A 17,535-nucleotide genomic window follows, 5' to 3' on the forward strand; every position below is an offset into this window, starting at 1 on the left:
TCCCCCCTCCCATCTTATACTCGATCTACCCGAATAGAGCCTGCCTTTAAGCGAATGTCGATAAATAATTTTTTGGTAGCAGTTTCAAACTGATCCGTTTTATAAAACAAGGATGTATTGATTCCTGTCGATTCCTCATCCAAAATATTGATATCTCCAGCCTTAGCTGCTGCTTTGGCTTGAAATTCCACTTCTCCGGGAATCAGGATAGTGACATCGCCCGCCAGCGAACGAATATTTATTTCTGTTTCTTCATCCGGGATATACGCATCAGTCAGGTCTAAATAAAAATTGCCTACCATGGTGCTAATATTCATCGGCTCCAAATTCCAGTTTCCCTTCTTCTCCATATCACCTATCGTGAATGTTGCATCATTCTTTTTAGGTTCAGAGAAGGCATACCAGCGATCTTTTTTTTGTTTTTTCGAACTGCCGCTGTACACAGTCAAAAAATGAAGTCCGCGAAATAGACTGATTCCTATAAAAATCAGAATCAGCGGCCAGAGCTTAAACACATTCCAAAATGTAAAATCAACCAGCCCAAACCGATCTGCTAACAAGAGTCCTCCAAAAATGAGCAAGAACGTGCCTATCATCCACCTGCCGCCTTTTCTGATTACAGCACTTCCCAGCAGCACAGCTCCGGCAACCACAAAGAATAATGGATAAATATATGTCCAGCCAAAATTTAATTCAAAACCATCTATATTTAAACTGTTTACAATTAACATGATTCCAATCCAAATGAAGCAAATTGCTATAAAATAAGAAAAAACTCTCCTCATGTGTTTCATCAACCCCTTTCTCTATGACTCTATTTTACTTCAGAATAGGATTAAAAGAGAACCAGCTTAAGCAGGTTCTCTTCTCCGTCTTAAGTCTGAGACGTTTTTATCTATACGAATATAAATATAAAGCAGCGCAAAACCAATTGTAAATCCGGCGATAATATCTGTTATATAATGTACATTAATAAAATAGCGGCTGATTCCGATTAAACAAACGAGCATTCCTGATAGAATCTGCACCGTCAGCTTTCCTTTCTCTGAATGTATTTTTTTACATAGTAAATAAGCCAGCAGCCCGTAAAAAACCATGGAAATCATACTGTGTCCCGATGGAAAACTAAATCCTTCAGCATTTAAAGTAACAGAGACACTCGGCCTTTCTCTGGCTACAAGCTGCTTTATCCATGTATTAAGTAAATGCGCAAATAACGTTCCTCCTAAAAGCAGCAGCGCCGGATACCAATGCTTATACAACAGCATAAGTCCTGCCGCTGCAGCAATGGCTATCGGGATAAGCACATGCGAAGAGCCTAACTCCGTAATCACTCTAAAAAAATCAAATAAACCTGTTCCATGCACATGAGGAACGATTCCTCTGGTCCATTGATCGGTATATGGCAAAATATCACGTTTTATTTGTATTATCCAGACAATACTAAGTAAACAAGCAGCCATCCATACGCTGAACAAAACTGCTGCTGTTTTATTTTTCATATAATCTCTCCTTTTCTGTTCTCTTTTTTTATGCTAAACAGGTTTGACAAAAATAACAATGGGAAATATATATAAAGAAGTAAAAATCATAAAGAAGGGTGATAAAGTATGGATGCAAAATTACAAGAATTAATTGACGGGTTAAATGAAGATTTATCGAATGAATACGCTGCAGCTATCCAGTATACGTACAGCGCATCCGTTGTCTCAGGTTTATACAGGTCCGCGCTGAAACCATTTTTTGAATCAGAAATAACAGACGAATTAGGACATGCACTTTATTTATCCGAAAAAATCAAATCACTTGGCGGCACTCCGACTACAGAAGCAGCTTCTGTACCGCAGCCTTCCCAAGTTGTAGATTTATTGAAGGCTTCCCTTCAATCTGAGACAGATACGATCAAGCGCTATGAAAAAAGAAAAGCACAGGCTGAGGAACTGGGGCTGACAGAGCTGGTTGTGAAATTAGAGGACTTGATCTCTGATGAAACACATCATAAAGAAGAAATAGAGAGACTATTAGAAGACCCGCGTATCCATTAAGAACAATTGATATGAACTTCTTCCTGACCATGAAGCGATTACTGCTTCATGGTTTTTATATTGCAGACATAAGCAAGTATTTTTATCCTCGAAATATTTGTTCTACAGCTGCATGGATTAGTGATATAATGAAAGAGATTGAAATTAGAAGGCTTTTCTCTATTTTTCGTAAGCTCAACTTTCGCACATTAAAAAGTAACTTTATTTCCATAGAAACAGGAGTTAATCTCCAAAAAGGCCGGATATTTAACCAAAAAGCAAGCATGGTAATCGAAAACATGTTCATTCTGGAATAGCATGATATATATGCTTATTCTTAGGTGCGAAAGTTGAGTCACAAGGCTATCAATTGAAAGAGGTGATTAACATGTTATCAGCAATTCATTCACTCCTTGATAACACATATGAAGAAATGGTAGACATCCGCAGATATTTGCATCAGCATCCTGAGCTGTCATTTCAAGAAACAGAAACTGCTAAATACATCGCAAACTATTATGAAAAATTAGGTATTCCATATGAAAAAAATGTTGGCGGTAACGGTATTGTAGCAACATTAAAAGGGGCAAAGCCGGGCAAAACCGTTGCTTTCCGGGCTGACTTTGATGCACTGCCGATACAGGATGAGAAGGATGTTCCCTATAAATCCCAGATTCCGGGTGTTATGCATGCTTGCGGTCATGACGGACATACTGCTACCCTGCTTACCTTTGCAAAAGTAATGCAGCAGTTTCAAAATGACTTGGAAGGAAGTATTGTCTTTATTCATCAGCATGCAGAAGAATATGCTCCCGGCGGGGCGAAACCGATTGTTGAAGCTGGTGCTCTGAAAGATGTAGATGCTGTATTTGGCACACACTTATGGGCAACCCTGCCGCTTGGAAGTATTTATTCTACACATCAGGCAATCATGGCAGGTACGGACCGGTTTGAAATTACGATTCAGGGAAAGGGCGGTCACGGCGCTATTCCGCAAGATACAAAGGATGCCATCGTGATTGGTGCTGAGGCAGTTTCCCAACTCCAGCAAATTGTGAGCAGACGATTAAGCCCATTATCATCTGCCGTTATCTCAATTGGTATTTTTGAAGCAGGGAATGCCTTTAACATCATTGCCGACCAGTCTAAATTGGTCGGAACCGTCAGACATTTCGATACAGCAGTGCAAGAAAAAATCATTCAAGAAATGGAGCAGATTCTAAAAGGGGTTTGCGATTCTTTCGGCGCTTCCTATACGTTTGACTATGTTAAAGGATATCCGCCGGTTATCAATCATCCAGAGCAGACAGATCTTGTCCTTCAGACAACAAAGGAAATTGACGGTGTAGACATTGCCGCGATTACAGATCCGTTAATGGTCGGAGAAGATTTCGCTTATTATTTATTAGAAAAACCAGGTGCTTTCTTCCTGACAGGTGCGAATCTGGAGGGAAATGATTATCCGCATCATCATCCGAGGTTTGATATTGATGAAAAAGCAATGCTTATAGCTGCAAAAGCTTTTGCAAATATTTATTTGACCTATCAGGAACAAGCCAAATAAAACAAGCTGACGAGGCTATTCTCTCGTCAGCTTGTTTTTTATACCTTATCCAGTTTAGGTTGCACGTAGAATGTTACGTATGCCCAGACAAAAGCAAGACCGCCAATTAATACAATAATACTCCCCAGCCACTCAAGCTGAAAAATAAATAAGAAGGTAAAAGCAAATGCCTGCATATAGCCGAGCTTGCGAATAATTTTAATCACTGCATCCAGTTTTAATCCGGGCTTCAGCGGATACAGATCCAGCCACATTTGCGTACGATGATGGTGATATAGAGCCATCATCTGAAAAACACTCAAATAAATAAACAGAATAGCAAATAATAGCTTTATCCAGACATTAGGAATGACCCAGATGAAAATACCGCCGATTACCACAAGCCGGAGATACATCCCTAAATAATCTCCGCTGCGGAGAAAAGAAATCTGATACAAGTAATCATAGGCAGCTGAACGCTCGAATGGGATTCTGCTGATAAAGGTCTTTGTCAGCCATTCTCTTCTTTTTACTTTATTCTTCAAATGCGGAACATCCGCAAATAAATTCGCAATCCGGTAAAAGGATTGCAGGCGGATTTGGTCCTTTTCTATTAACAATTCCCAAATAATGCCCGGCTGTTTTGCTGCCACAATAAAATCATATACAATTACAAGAAGCAGCAATACGATCGTTATCACAGCGTATAATGCCTGTCCTTCAATCACAAAGTAGGCTGTTACAATATTAAGCAGTGTACGTGCTGTTAAATCAATGGTTCGCAAACTCTTCTCTCTTACCTTCAGCATATTCCAGTTTGCCAGCATATTCATGCCTTTAAAAACCAGAAATAACAGAAGCGTAACAAGGTATATGCTTCCTGCCCGTCCGCTGAAACTGGCGAAATAAAGCGGACTGAATGCAGCCGCTGCAAGTACAATGAGGTACGTCTGGATCGCAAAGCTGTAAATCAAGCTATTACGGAAATACGATCCCATCTGCTGCTCAGCAGCAATAAGAAACACCAAATCCGGCTCCTGCAATAATGTGCGGATTGGATTATAGCTGATCAGCAATCCTAAAACAATTCCCATGATGATTCCAGTCGGAAAATTCTCCGGTAATTGTTCCAGCCACTGCTGATAATAATAAGCAGTTGCAGCAATGAAAAAAAACATGGCAAATGCAATATGTCCGTTGAACATATATTTTAAATATCTGCTTAAATTTTTGACATGGGAAGATAAACGTTTTTTATAAAGTGCGTGCGAATCAAACATGATCATCTTCCTTTGTCAGCTGTACATATAAATCATCCAAAGTCGCCCCTGGCATCTGGAATTGCATGCGAAGCTCCTCTAATGTTCCTTCCGCACGTAATTTTCCATCATGTAAAATAAGAAAACGGTCACAGTATCTCTCCGCTGTTGCCAGAATATGCGTGGACATTAAGACGCCTGCCCCCTGCTTTTTCATCGAGTCCATCATCTGCAGATAAGACTGGATACCTAATGGATCCAGACCAACAAATGGCTCATCCACAATATAAAGCGGCGGTTCAATCAGAAAAGCACACATAATCATAACCTTCTGCCGCATTCCTTTTGAGAAATGGACCGGGAACCAATTCAATTTCTTTTCTAACCGAAACTCTTTTAAAAGCTTAGGCAGCCTCTGCTCAAACACCTCTTCTTCAATTCCGTAGGCCATGGCTGTCAGCCTGAGATGTTCATATAAAGTCAGCTCATCGTACAGGATAGGCATCTCCGGAATGTATGCCATCTGGTTACGATACCCTTCAGGATCATCCTGAAAGCTTTTCCCCTCTACCTGTACCTCCCCTTTTTTTGGCTGCATCAGACCGATAATGTGCTTAATGGTTGTACTTTTTCCAGCACCGTTTAATCCAATCAGCCCGACGATTTCTCCTTTATTTAAATCAAATGATATATCGTGCAGTACATTTTTATGGGTATAGCCTCCATACAAGTTTTCAATATGTAATAAGGAACTCACCTTGTTAACCCCCTTTGTTCACTAATCTGATTTTATCATCATTCGAAGAAGATTCCAAAATGAACCGTTCTACAAATTACGGGAAGTTTTTTAGACATCCTTTAACAAGTTTAATACAGAACCCTTTACTTTACCCGGTCCAACTCTATACAATAGATAAAAGATTACATTTTAAATTAGATAGGGAGGAACAAAAGATGGCACATGAAGATTGTATTTTTTGCAAAATTATCGATGGAGACATTCCCTCTGCCAAAGTTTACGAGGATGATAAGGTTTATGCTTTCCTCGATATCAGTCAAGTAACCAAAGGGCATACACTTGTTATTCCTAAAGAACACACTAAGAATATTTATGAAACACCGCCAGAAACAGCAAAAGAATTATTCAGTAGAATACCCGTTATTGCTAACGCTATTCGCGATGCCTATCAGCCATTAGGAATCAATCTGCTTAATAATAACGAACCGGTTGCTGAGCAGTCAGTCTTCCATCTGCACGTTCATTTAATTCCGCGCTACGGCGATGGAGATGGGTACACACCAAATTGGATAACGCATACAGAGGATTACACATCAGATGATTTACAGGCGGTTGCAAAAGCAATCAATGAGCAAATCAAACACTAGAAACAATCCATTTCGTTCTTTTTATTTTCAACAGCATTTGATATACTGACTATAACCTTTCGCGGCTGGCGATGAGCGCACAACCGGAAAGCAGAGTATAGAAAAGTAGAGGAGAGTTAAGTAATGAAGACAAAAATTTTAACCATTCTTGCCCTTTTGGTAAGTATCGGAACCGTACTGCATTTTGTAATGCCCCCGCTATTATTTGGTGTAAAGCCTGATATGATGCTGGCAATGATGTTTTTAGGTATTATTTTATTCCCTAAATGGAATTATGTTATTCTGCTTGCATTTGCAACAGGTGCTATTTCCGCATTGACCACAGCGGCTCCGGGAGGGCAAATTGCCAACCTGATTGATAAACCGTTGACAGCAGTTGCTTTCTTTCTGTTATTTTTGCTGGTAAGAAAGCAGATGAATACAAAAGTAACAGCTTCTGTATTAACATTTGCCGGGACACTGATCAGCGGCAGTATCTTTTTATCTGTTGCGCTTTTCTTCTTAGGATTCTTAGAAGGCGGTTTTCTTGCTTTATTTGCAGCTGTTGTTCTTCCAGCAGCAGTAATGAATACCGTTATCATGCTGGTTGTTTATCCAATTGTAGAGGGAATTATGAAGCGAAGTAAAGTAGCTGCGGTTTCGTAAAGGAGATCAGAGAGTTAAAAATACTTTCAGCTCTTCTTTGTCTTCCGAAGCATTCGTTCCATTTTAAATTGGAGCGAATGCTTTTTCCATTCTAAAAAAGTATATTTATCATATCTTATCTATTTTGTGTTAAAATAAAGATAGTAAAAAAACATTCATACTAGCAGAAATTGATTCTTTTTCCTATAATATGTATATTGCATTTATTTTGCAGGAAGATGTTTAAGTACATATCGTAAAAGGAAAAGGTATATGTGAAAGAAGAAAGGAGTGCATTTCCTATTATGTCTAAGAAAAAATCATTAACCCTGGGTTTTATCGTTGGAGCATCTGTCAGTGCTGGCATTGCACTATTAAGCACACCTGAATCAGGCAAGGATGTTCGTGTAAGAGTCAAAAATCAATCCTTAGAATTAAAAGAACTATTGATGAATTTAAAAGAAGACAGCATTCGAATCAAAGAGCAGCTGCTTCGAACTTCTAAAGAAGGTGCTGTTTTAGTCAAAGAATTGACGGAAGAAATGCGAAAATCCGTTGAAGACTGGAAAAACGCTGTAGAACCTCAGCAGGATAATATTCACCAGTCACTGGAACAAATTGAATCAAGTATCCGTGAATTAGAAGAAAAACTTAAAAACACAAATGCCAATTCATAGAAAGAAAGCTTTTGCTGGCAAAATTCCGCTGGTAAAAGCTTTTTTTTACTTTATTACAGCATGCGTGTCCGCAGCCTCTCTATCGCAATCATAAAAATATGGTTTTACAGGAAGAGAAAAAACGTGATTTACTCTATTAAGTTGCGCTTTATGACTGTTCAATGCGATTTGTTTTTGATAGAGTTAGAGAAGTAGCATTATTGTAAAGGGGCGTACATAGAACATGGCTATTTTTTATATCATTTTTGGTTTTTTTATATTACTTATTTTTAATGTGATGATTAGTGCTTTAAGTACAAAAATGGAGCTTTCCAAGCAAAAATCAGAAAGAATGGATCGGGTTACGAATATGATATTGGTAGCTATGCTAGTTTGTTCTTATCTGCGTGTTTTAAATGTGACAGTTTAATGTGATTTTTTAGTAAAAAGTTGAAAATAATTATTTAAACTGGAAAAGTATGATATATTAATCATGGTAAACAATAAAAGTAAGATGAGAAAAGAGTAGAGGTGTGTATCAGACATGAAAAAATGGACATTAGCAGCAACAATATCTGCCAGTGTGCTTGCATTGGCTGCATGTAATTCTTCCGATGATGAAGTGGTCGCGACTACAGACGCAGGCGACGTCACAAAAGAAGAGTTTTATGATGAATTAAAAGAACGTAATGGAGAAGCTGTTCTTGAAGAGCTTGTTACCATAAAAGTGTTAGAAGACCAATACGAAGTGACTGACGAGCAAGTAGATGAAGAAATCGATACCATGAAAAATGAACTTGGCGAAGATGAATTTGATTCCATGGTGGCTCAGCAATTCGGTGATGAAGAAGAACTTAGAGATTTAGTCTATGTAGGAATGCTTCAGGAAGCCGCTATTTCTGAAGATATGGAAATTACGGATGAAGAGCTGAAGGATTACTATGACAGAAAGAATTCAGAAGTAGATGCACAGCATATTCTTGTGCAGGATGAAGAAACAGCAAATGAAGTAAAAGAAAAATTAGATGATGGGGAAGAGTTTGAAGACCTTGCTTCAGAATACTCAACAGATGGCAGTGCAGAAGACGGCGGTAATCTTGGTTACTTCTCTGCCGGCGATATGATTCCTGAGTTTGAAGAAGTTGCATTCTCTATGGAACCAGGTGAAATCAGCGACCCTGTGCAATCTCAATTTGGTTTCCATATCATCAAAGTAAATGATGTACGTGAAAAAGAAGAATCCATTGGCGATTTTGAAGAATTAAAAGATGAATTAAGAAGCGAACTCGTTCTTCAACAAGCAAATCAGGAAGATATTCAAGCAAAACTTCAAAATTTAATTGAAGATGCGAATGTAGATATCTCTGCTGAAGGACTTGAAGATTTATTTGAACAGCCTTCTGAAGAAGAGCAGCCTGCAGAAGACACGGAATCTGAACAATAAAAAAATCGCTATCCATTTTGAAAATGGGTAGCGATTTTTTCATTTTATTACTGCTCTCTTTTTTTCAATCGTTCCTTTTGAATACGTTCCATATATATCTTACCTTCTCGTTCAATAAACTGCCGATCCAGCTTTCTTTCAGCTAAAAACGCACGCACTGCCATATATCCGCTGAATAAAATTAACAGAATCACTGCAAAGACCCAAATTGGAATCGAGCTCATCTTAAATCCCCCTTGTCCACTCCTTAATAAATATATATGAACAAGTAAATAGAAAATGACATAATCTTCACAGCAATCCGATGGATTCAATATTTTTTAAGAGCTACTCAAAGGAAGGCTTGTAGAAAGAGCGATTGTCCATTGCAAAAAGCCGCTCTGTAAATTCGCCCGGCTGCACCTTATCCAGTGCTTTATCCAGCATATTCATTTTTGCATCAATCAAATCAATTAAATGCAACAGTTCAGCTTCCTTGACCATTGGAGGCTTCGGACTGCCCCATTCTGCTTTTCCATGATGACTTAAAATCAAGTGCTGTAAAATAAGCACCTCTTCCTTATCCTCTACTTGCAGCTCCTTCGCCATTTCTGCTATCTCTTCTACCATAATGGTAATATGTCCAAGCAATTTTCCTTCCAGCGTATATGTTGTTGACACGACACCAGATAATTCCTTTATTTTTCCGATATCATGCAGGATAATACCTGCATATAATAAATCTTTATTGATGGAGGGATACAGTTCATGAAGCTGACGGGCAACCCCCACCATGCTGACAATATGATAGGCGAGCCCTGATGCGACATCATGATGATTTTTCGCAGCAGCCGGATAAATGAGTAATTCATGCTGATATTTTTTTACAAACCCCCGCACAATACGCTGCAACGTTGGGTTCTTCATTTCAAAAATAGCTTCTGTCAGCTTTTCTCCCAGCTCTTCTTTGCCTACGGGAGCCTTACCGACAAAGTCACTGACCTGAACCTGATCTGTTTCCTGAGATAAGCGGATGGAATGAATGCGTAGTTGATTTTTCCCCCGAAATTGATTAATATCTCCCGTTACATGGATAATCTGCTCGCCAACCAGGTTCTCTTCATCTTCTTTGGTAGCATCCCACAGCTTCGATTCTATCTCGCCAGATTCATCTCGAAGCATTAACGTTAAAAATGGTTTTCCGTTGCTGGTCGTACCCTTCGTAGCATCATTGATCAATAAAAATCCTTCAAATTTATCACCGACTGTTAAATTTGCGATTCCTTTTTTCATTTTTTTCCTCCCTCCAAATCAAGCATCCCTAGTATTAAGATGAATGATTTCTCCATTTGCAGCTTCAGCCAGCTCTCTATGGCATGTAAATACAATAACCTGCTGATTTTCCGCCATCCGCTCCAGTACCTGTTGCATACGTTCTGAACGTTTCCCGTCAAAATGCACTAAAACATCGTCCATCAGAAATGGCAGACCGCTCGCTTTTGCCATCACCTCATTAATCGCAAGGCGCAGGGAAATATAAAGCTGATCTCTTGTTCCCTGAGAAAGCTCCTCCACGCGAAACCGCCGTTTTTCCCTGCTGTTTTCTACTTGAAAAGGCTGCTCTGCTGCAGGTGAATATATTGTATCATATTGATTTCTAGTAATCTCTTTAAAATAGATTTGGGCGGTTTCAATTACAAGCGACAAGTATTTATCCTTGTATTGGCTTTTCGCAGCAGCCAGCATCCGTAAAGCTGTTTTTTGTACAGCCCAGGTTCTGACCAAGTCCTCCAGTTCTTCCTTCTCCATTGCCAGCTGGTGCATTTGCAGAGATATATCCTCCGCTCTTTCCAGCTGTTCAATACGTAATTTCAATTCTGCCTGCTGACTCTTTAGTTGTTCTAACGCTTCTTCCTCATCCGCTAAAGCCAGCTCTAATTCTTTTTTCTTTTTATAATGGTCAGCACCCTCTATGGAAACATTTATCCATTCCTGCTGCCATTTCTCCGGAAGCAGGATGTGGATTCTTTCTCTCAGTTCTTCTTGTCTGGCGTACAGTTTATTATATTGTTCTTTTCTTGTCTTCTTTTCAAAATAAACTTCTACAGACTCCACTTCTGCCATATTTAACAGTTTATCTATTTCTTTCTTATCATGGTTTCTTTTTTGGATGAAAGCTGCCTGTTTATTGCTGGTGTCCTTTATAAATTGATTCAGCTGCTGAAGCTCATGCTGGCGCTGCTGTTCTTGCTGTTCTATTTCTTCAAGGGCATGCATTATTTCATCCATATGAGTCTGCTCCGCCAGCCCTTTATGCTTCAGCCAACTCTTGGCCTGGTCTGAAAACTGCTCTATCCGTTCTTTTACTCTGACTAATCCTGTATAGATATGCTGCTTTTCATTCGTCAGCTGAAGCAGCTTTTGTAATAAATGGTAAATATCCTGCCAATAAAAGACATCGATGGATTGTAAAAATGGAAACTGATTTTGCTGCTTCCGTCTGCCCTCTTCTAATTTATTTTGCTGCTTGATTAGGTTAGATTCAGCCGTACCCTTCACTTTTAGCTGATGAATCGTTTCTCGTAACGTCTCATTTAAAGCAGAGAGCTTACTGCGCAATATTTGCTGCTTTTCCAAAATTTCCTGTGCTTCCAGATATTCTGCTTCTGTCACGTCCATTTCCTGTTCAGAGGGGGCGGTCTGCCGGCTTTCCTGCTGCTGTTTTAATTTTTGGATATCCTGCTGTTGTACATGCCGGAAATAATATATACCAATTCCGCCTGCCAGGCTTAATAAAAAAAGCCACGGCATGCTTCCTGCATATCCAATAAAGGCTGCTGCCAAGGAAATCCCTATTCCAACAGCTGTAAATCTTTTTGTTTGCTTCTGCTTCTCTTCTATCATTTGACCAAGCATTTGATGCATATACTGTTGCTGTGTTTCGCTGCGTTGATTGGTCTGGTGATAAGCTTGGATCCGCTGTTTTAATTCATCTACGTGCACGTCAGCAAGCAGTTCTTTTTCTGCTTGCTTCTGCTCCTCCTCCATTCGTGCTTTTTCCTGGGCCAAATGGTCTTTCTGCTGTTGATTATCAGCGATGCTTTTTTGTACATTTCCCAGCTCTTCACGTAATGCCGCCCATTCCTTTTCAAGATAAAACGGTAATTCCAGCTGTTCTAAATCTTCAGCGGTTATACGAATCTGCTTTTCCTGAATCATCTCTGTAATTTCACGGGCTTTATACTGATAATCCTCTTCCAACGTTTTCTTTCGTTCTATCATAAAGGTTATTTCTGCTTTTTGATTCAGGAAATGATTTAATTTTTCTTTTTCTCCGTCCTGCAGGGAAATCGTTTCTAAATCTTGTTTTTTCTCCATATACGTGTCTAAGGTAGCCTGATGGGAGCTGATTTCTCTGTCTGCCTGATTCATATCTGCATGGATTGTCTCTATTTGCTTCTGATAATCTAATGAAAAATCACGGACATCCGCCAGTTTTTGCAATTCTTCGGAAACACGAAGCATTTCTTTTCGTATAGGCAGTATTTTTTCCAGCTGCTTTTCTCTTTCCAGCTGTTCATTTTTCTCTGCAATCTGCTCTTTTTTCAACCTATGTTTATTTTCCAATGCACGCATTTTTTCTATTTGTTCTTTATATGATTTTTCCAGCTGCTTGCTTTCTCCAGTCTGTTTATCTTTGATTCGTAACGCACTTAGTTTTTCATTGATAACCGGCTTGGTGCCAGAAGGCTTAAATTGCTTCTGCAGCTCTGCCTGCAGCTTCTTTTCCACTTTATAAATCGCTGTTGAACCTGTTAAACCGACACTTAATAGAAGCTCACTGATATCCGATTCATTCATATCCTGCATCACGGTTAAATCTTGATTAGAAAAGGAATAAATCGATTGAAAGGTTTCCAGATTCATATTTCCCAAAAAAGCTCCGAACCAGGTCATGTCTCTTTCCGCTCCAACGTTATCAAAGCATCTGACCTCAGACGCATCCAACCGTTCAATCATTATATTTCCTTCCGCAGGATGCTCTAATATCATCCTTCCTCCTAATTTACTGCTGGTTTTGGGACGATAAAAATCACATTGCTTTTTGGACATTCCAAAAAGCATATATAAAATAAATTGATGCAGGGTTGTCTTCCCGGCTTCATTATCGCCTAAGAGCGTTATCAAATTAGAACCAGAGAAGGAGAAAGACTGGTCGACCCATCTGCCAAAGCCGTAAATCGTAATTTCCTTTATCCTCACTTTGCTCTCTCCTTCCGCAATAGCGTATTCAGCAACTTATAAGCATCCGATTTAATTATCTGTTCCTCTTCCTCCGACAGAGGGGATAAAAACTTTCGCGCATCCTTGTGATGATAAATTTCATTTAATCCTTCCTGAATAAATGCCATATCAGCTTCTTCTAATATATCTTCTAAAAAAGCGTCTTTCAGCTGAGCTGGTTCTTCCTCCAAAACAAGCTGATAACGGTAAATATACTGCCATGGAAAAGCTTCTGTCAAAGATTCATTTATCACTTCAACTAACTCTTGAACAAGGATATCATCCGGGGAAAATGCATCATTTTCTCTTGCAGTTATGTTCAAATACAATAAGCTTGGAACACTGTGTTCCGGCAATTGCCTCATAATGGCTTTTTCTGCTTGAGAAGGAGTGAGACAATCCCGAATGTCCACCTGTGCTTCTTCATAACGGATTGCCTGAAGCGGCAGGAAGGTTTGCTTTACCTGATGTCTGCTTAAGTTAACCAGATAACAGCCTTTTTCTCCCGTCTCCTTTCGGTGCCTCCCTTGTATATTGCCCGGATAAATAACCGGAGGATCTGTATGGAGCTGCTGCCGTTTATGTATATGGCCCAATGCCCAATAATCCATGCGTTTGTTTAACAGGTCTTTCAGCTGGAATGGCGCATAAGAGTCGTGCTCTGTATTTGTTGCCACGCTGCCATGCAGCATAGCGATATGAAGTGGAAATTCATCCTCTGTCCGTTCATATTCTGAAGATTTATTTTCATATACAGCTCTATTTTCATAGCTGAATCCGTATATAGCCGCAGCCGCTTCTCCATTCTTATAAAAAGGAATAGATGTTACGGATTCATCAGGAAAGATATATACATTATCGGGGTATTCCACGACAAAGGCATCCCCTTTTCTGAAATCATGGTTTCCATAAGATAAAAATACTGCAATATTTTCATCGGCCAGCCTTTCAAATGCGCGTCGCAGTCTTATTTGCGCTTTTAAGCTTTGTGATTCTTGATCGTACAGATCACCTGTTAATAAAACAAAATCTACCTTATTGTTTATCGCTTCATCAACCAGGTGATTCAAAGCAGTAAATGTGCTTTCTTGAATTTCTTTAAATAGATTGGCAGGCACATGCCTCAGGCCTTTAAATAAGCTGTCTAAATGTAAATCAGCTGCATGAATAAAAGTAACTGCTGCATTCACTGTCTCCACTCCCAGTTTTATGATATCCTTATTTTAACAGAGGCAATAACAGAATGCACGTTCTATCCGCTGATTATTCTCCAGCACAATAAAAAAAGCCTACCGTACGTGTAGACTTTTATCATGATTTATTTATTATTTTGTAAACTGATTCAGCACATCCATCAGTTCGTCAATTGCTTCATCGCCTTCTCCAGATTTCACAGCATCGCTGACACAATGCTTGATGTGACGTTCAGCAACTTCAAATCCAACACGCTTTAACGCGGAATTAATCGCACTGATTTGAACAAGAATATCTACACAGTATCTATCTTCATCAATCATCTTTTGAATACCGCGGACCTGACCTTCAATTCGTTTTAAACGATTTGTCACTGCTTTTTTCTCGGCATCTGTTCTTGGTTTCAATGTATGCTCATGTAAGGAATCCATCGTATCCCTCCTTTAATCTTCTCTTTTAATATACCACCCTACCGTATATATGTCAATGCAGAAGACTTCTGCTTAAAAGTCCATTATATCATTAATCAAAATAAAACGTATCCTGAACAGGAGTTATTTTTAGAGTCTGTTTCTATAGGTTTGTATAAATCATCCTGCTGATAATTTCTTCCGGTTCAACCATCATTATCTTTCCCGTTACTCCTTTAAAATAACCGCTTCATATGCCACACAGGCAAAGCGGTTATTTTAAAATCAATCATACAGCTATTCTTTTTTTGATAAATTGATGGCACGTTTAAAATCTTTTAACGATCCTGATTTGCCATACATCAGTACCCCGCCTTTGTATACGCGGGCTGCCAATGCAGCAAACAAAGCAATCGTTACAATCATAATCCCGATAGACAAACCAATTTCCCAAAATGGGATATTGAGCATACCGATACGTAAAAACATTATCATCGGCGTAAAGAATGGGATATAGGATGTCACCGTAATCAATGTTGATTCAGGCATACCCAGACCTGTCATTGCAATGACAAAGGCAATGACAATCAGCATCGTCATCGGCATAATCAATTGATTAACATCCTCAATCCGGCTGACTAACGATCCGAGCATGGCCGCCAGAGTTGCATAGAGGAAATAGCCTAATAGGAAAAAGACAATTGCATAAATGTAAATAACCGGATCATTATCCATAATTCCCATTACTTCAAAAAATTCCCCTGCTGCAGAATCTTGATTTGCTTGAATGGCAAAGTAACCTCCGCCCAGCAGGATAATCATTTGTGTCAATCCTAACAAAGCAATCCCGACAATCTTTCCAAACATATGCATCATAGGCGGAGCACTGGAGATAAGAAGCTCCATGACGCGGGATGATTTTTCTGTTGCAACATCTGTAGCAATCATCTGACCGTATAGAAGAACGGTCATATACAGAACAAACAGCATGACATATACCAGACCTCGAGATTGATTCATTTCTTCTGCTGTTCTGGCACTGTCATCCAGCTGCTCTGTCTGCAGGCTCACCGGGGCATAAATCATATCTAACGTTTGCTGGTCAATTCCCGCCTCCTGCGTTCCAACAACCACCTTCAGCTGCTGCAAAATCTGCTCAATTTCTACCTGTTCGCCCGTTTCCGAAATACGGTTCGCATAATAGTCTCCTTCGGGCAGATTATTTTCATCGGCAGCAATGACAAGCAAGCCATCATATTCTTCAGCAGAGACTGCATCCTTCGCTTCTTCCTCTGTTCCTTCAAAATTCTCAAAGGCAATTCCGGCGCCTTCACTTATCCCTTCCCCCTGCAAATAATCACCGTATATTCCGGATTCATCGATGACAAGCACTTGATCCGATTCTTCATCACCTGAAAACATATCAATAATAGAGGATATATTTGCAAAACCAATAATGATAGCTAATGTAATTGCCGTGGTAATAATAAATGATTTCGATTTTACCCGCGAAAGATACGTATGACCAACAATCGTCCAGAATTTATTCATAGGAAGCACCTACCTTTTCAATAAAGATATCATTTAAAGAAGGCTCTTCAATTTCAAATTTCCGGACAAAGCCTTTCCCTTGCAGCTCTGAAAATATATCTTGTGCAATTTGTTCATCCTCAATCTGCAATGCACATCCATCCGGCAGTTCTTTATAAGAAGCCACACCTTGATAATTCTTTAAAAATTCTGTTGAAAAATCACCGCGGATATCAAGATTTTTCTTTCCAAAGCTGTGTTTGATTTCGCGTAAGGAGCCATGAACAACTGGCGTTCCTTTTTGCAGAATACAGATATGCTGGCACATTTCCTCGACATGCTCCATCTGGTGAGAAGAGAAAACAATCGACGTCCCCTGATTTTTTAAATCTTTGACAGCATTTTTCAGCATTTCTACATTGACTGGATCTAATCCAGAAAATGGCTCATCTAATATTAACAGTTTAGGCTCATGAATCACGGCAGAAATAAACTGTATTTTCTGTTGATTCCCTTTAGACAGCTCCTGCACTTTTTTATCTAAGTACTCCGGTACTTTAAACCGTTCCAGCCATTCATCCAGCTTTTTAAGAACCTCTTGTTTTTTCATTCCCCGCAGCCGTCCTAAATAAATAATTTGCTCTTTCACCGTTAATTTCGGATACAGCCCTCTTTCTTCCGGCAAATACCCAATTAAATGACTCTCATTATAAGAAATCGGGCCGCCGTCCCAGGTAATATCGCCGGATGTTTTATCCAGCAGGCCGAGAATCATACGAAATGTTGTTGTTTTGCCTGCCCCGTTTCCGCCTAAAAACCCAAACATTTCTCTTTCAGGAATTTCCAGAGATAAATTGTTTACTGCAGTATGATTTCCAAACCGTTTTGTGACATTTGATAGCTTTAGCACATACTTCTCTCCCTTCTGTTGACTATACAATTGAACGAATCAAAAGGTTCATATAACTTTTCAAATTTTTATTCATCCACTTGTTATACGTACAAACATATCCATTCGTTTCATTTTTTTATTATATCTATCCTGTTTACTATCATTACCTCCCCGGCGCTTCTATCTAAATCATTATGATTAGAAAACCAAGAGCACAACTTGGTCTTTAAATCACCAGTGTCCTCGCCGAAGCGATGTCCGCTGCGGGAAGTCGCTTTCCGCGGGCAACGGATCAGCCTCCTCGGAAGAA

Annotated in this window: 18 protein-coding genes; 7 read left to right on the plus strand and 11 right to left on the minus strand. The window is 39.4% G+C overall.

The features are described from left to right. Positions 1-14: 14 nt before the first annotated feature. Positions 15-794: a cell wall-active antibiotics response protein LiaF gene (gene liaF / locus BN997_RS19080; protein ID WP_084612986.1), complete on the minus strand. Its 780-nt coding sequence runs from the start codon at positions 792-794 to the stop codon at positions 15-17. 57 nt (positions 795-851) lie between these two features. Next, on the minus strand, positions 852-1,502 hold the full coding sequence (locus BN997_RS19085) for a phosphatase PAP2 family protein (protein ID WP_042534622.1): 651 nt from the start codon (positions 1,500-1,502) through the stop codon (positions 852-854). A 108-nt stretch (positions 1,503-1,610) separates the two neighbouring features. Here BN997_RS19085 and BN997_RS19090 point away from each other — a divergent pair, with 108 nt between their 5' ends. After that, positions 1,611-2,045: a ferritin-like domain-containing protein gene (locus BN997_RS19090; RefSeq protein ID WP_042534623.1), complete on the plus strand. Its 435-nt coding sequence runs from the start codon at positions 1,611-1,613 to the stop codon at positions 2,043-2,045. Positions 2,046-2,412: 367 nt separating this feature from the next. Next, entirely contained in the window at positions 2,413-3,588 is a 1,176-nt protein-coding gene (locus tag BN997_RS19100) for a M20 family metallopeptidase (RefSeq protein ID WP_042534627.1), read from the plus strand. A gap of 38 nt (positions 3,589-3,626) precedes the next feature. Here the strand turns inward: BN997_RS19100 and BN997_RS19105 are convergent, their stop codons facing one another. Together BN997_RS19105 and BN997_RS19110 are read right to left on the minus strand one after the other, a co-directional pair. Then, complete coding sequence (locus tag BN997_RS19105; protein WP_042534629.1) at positions 3,627-4,847, minus strand: ABC transporter permease; 1,221 nt, start codon at positions 4,845-4,847, stop codon at positions 3,627-3,629. Further along, complete coding sequence (locus BN997_RS19110) at positions 4,840-5,583, minus strand: ABC transporter ATP-binding protein (RefSeq protein ID WP_042534631.1); 744 nt, start codon at positions 5,581-5,583, stop codon at positions 4,840-4,842. Before BN997_RS19110 ends, BN997_RS19105 begins: the two co-directional genes overlap by 8 nt. A 59-nt stretch (positions 5,584-5,642) precedes the next feature. On the opposite strand from BN997_RS19110, the gene BN997_RS19115 reads away from it, so the two are divergent. The 5 genes from BN997_RS19115 to BN997_RS19135 all read left to right on the plus strand — a co-directional run bounded on the left by BN997_RS19115 (position 5,643) and on the right by BN997_RS19135 (position 8,936). Further along, the gene (locus BN997_RS19115) at positions 5,643-6,212 is read left to right on the plus strand and encodes an HIT family protein (RefSeq protein WP_139089146.1); all 570 of its coding nucleotides are present in this window, start codon (positions 5,643-5,645) and stop codon (positions 6,210-6,212) included. A 123-nt stretch (positions 6,213-6,335) separates the two neighbouring features. Further along, a complete protein-coding gene (locus tag BN997_RS19120; protein WP_042534635.1) occupies positions 6,336-6,857 on the plus strand; it encodes a tryptophan transporter in 522 nt (173 codons plus the stop codon). Positions 6,858-7,141: 284 nt separating this feature from the next. Continuing rightward, entirely contained in the window at positions 7,142-7,513 is a 372-nt protein-coding gene (locus BN997_RS19125) for a YtxH domain-containing protein (RefSeq protein ID WP_042536304.1), read from the plus strand. Between the two features lie 223 nt (positions 7,514-7,736). Continuing rightward, positions 7,737-7,922 (plus strand): hypothetical protein, encoded by a 186-nt coding sequence (locus BN997_RS19130; RefSeq protein ID WP_042534637.1) that lies wholly within the window; start codon positions 7,737-7,739, stop codon positions 7,920-7,922. A 114-nt stretch (positions 7,923-8,036) separates the two neighbouring features. Continuing rightward, a complete protein-coding gene (locus BN997_RS19135) occupies positions 8,037-8,936 on the plus strand; it encodes a peptidylprolyl isomerase (RefSeq protein ID WP_042534639.1) in 900 nt (299 codons plus the stop codon). Between the two features lie 47 nt (positions 8,937-8,983). Here the strand turns inward: BN997_RS19135 and BN997_RS19140 are convergent, their stop codons facing one another. The 7 genes from BN997_RS19140 to BN997_RS19170 form a co-directional block, all read right to left on the minus strand. Then, a complete protein-coding gene (locus tag BN997_RS19140; RefSeq protein ID WP_042534641.1) occupies positions 8,984-9,160 on the minus strand; it encodes a sporulation YhaL family protein in 177 nt (58 codons plus the stop codon). Positions 9,161-9,263: 103 nt separating this feature from the next. Then, the gene (yhaM, locus tag BN997_RS19145) at positions 9,264-10,208 is read right to left on the minus strand and encodes a 3'-5' exoribonuclease YhaM (RefSeq protein ID WP_042534644.1); all 945 of its coding nucleotides are present in this window, start codon (positions 10,206-10,208) and stop codon (positions 9,264-9,266) included. Between the two features lie 18 nt (positions 10,209-10,226). Further along, a complete protein-coding gene (locus BN997_RS19150) occupies positions 10,227-13,178 on the minus strand; it encodes an AAA family ATPase (RefSeq protein ID WP_042534646.1) in 2,952 nt (983 codons plus the stop codon). Then, positions 13,175-14,389, minus strand: coding sequence for a metallophosphoesterase family protein (locus tag BN997_RS19155; RefSeq protein ID WP_042534648.1), 1,215 nt, complete (start codon positions 14,387-14,389; stop codon positions 13,175-13,177). Before BN997_RS19155 ends, BN997_RS19150 begins: the two co-directional genes overlap by 4 nt. 135 nt (positions 14,390-14,524) lie before the next feature. Then, entirely contained in the window at positions 14,525-14,824 is a 300-nt protein-coding gene (locus BN997_RS19160) for a metal-sensing transcriptional repressor (RefSeq protein ID WP_042534650.1), read from the minus strand. 276 nt (positions 14,825-15,100) lie between these two features. After that, positions 15,101-16,354, minus strand: a complete 1,254-nt coding sequence (locus BN997_RS19165; protein WP_042534653.1) for an ABC transporter permease — start codon at positions 16,352-16,354, stop codon at positions 15,101-15,103. Further along, positions 16,347-17,243 carry an ABC transporter ATP-binding protein gene (locus tag BN997_RS19170; RefSeq protein ID WP_042534654.1) on the minus strand — a complete coding sequence of 299 codons (897 nt, stop codon included), beginning with the start codon at positions 17,241-17,243 and terminating at the stop codon, positions 16,347-16,349. The genes BN997_RS19165 and BN997_RS19170 overlap by 8 nt, the downstream gene beginning before the upstream one ends. Positions 17,244-17,535 lie beyond the last annotated feature (292 nt).

Source organism: Oceanobacillus oncorhynchi, from assembly GCF_000821065.1.
In the GTDB taxonomy this organism is placed as follows: domain Bacteria; phylum Bacillota; class Bacilli; order Bacillales; family Amphibacillaceae; genus Oceanobacillus; species Oceanobacillus oncorhynchi.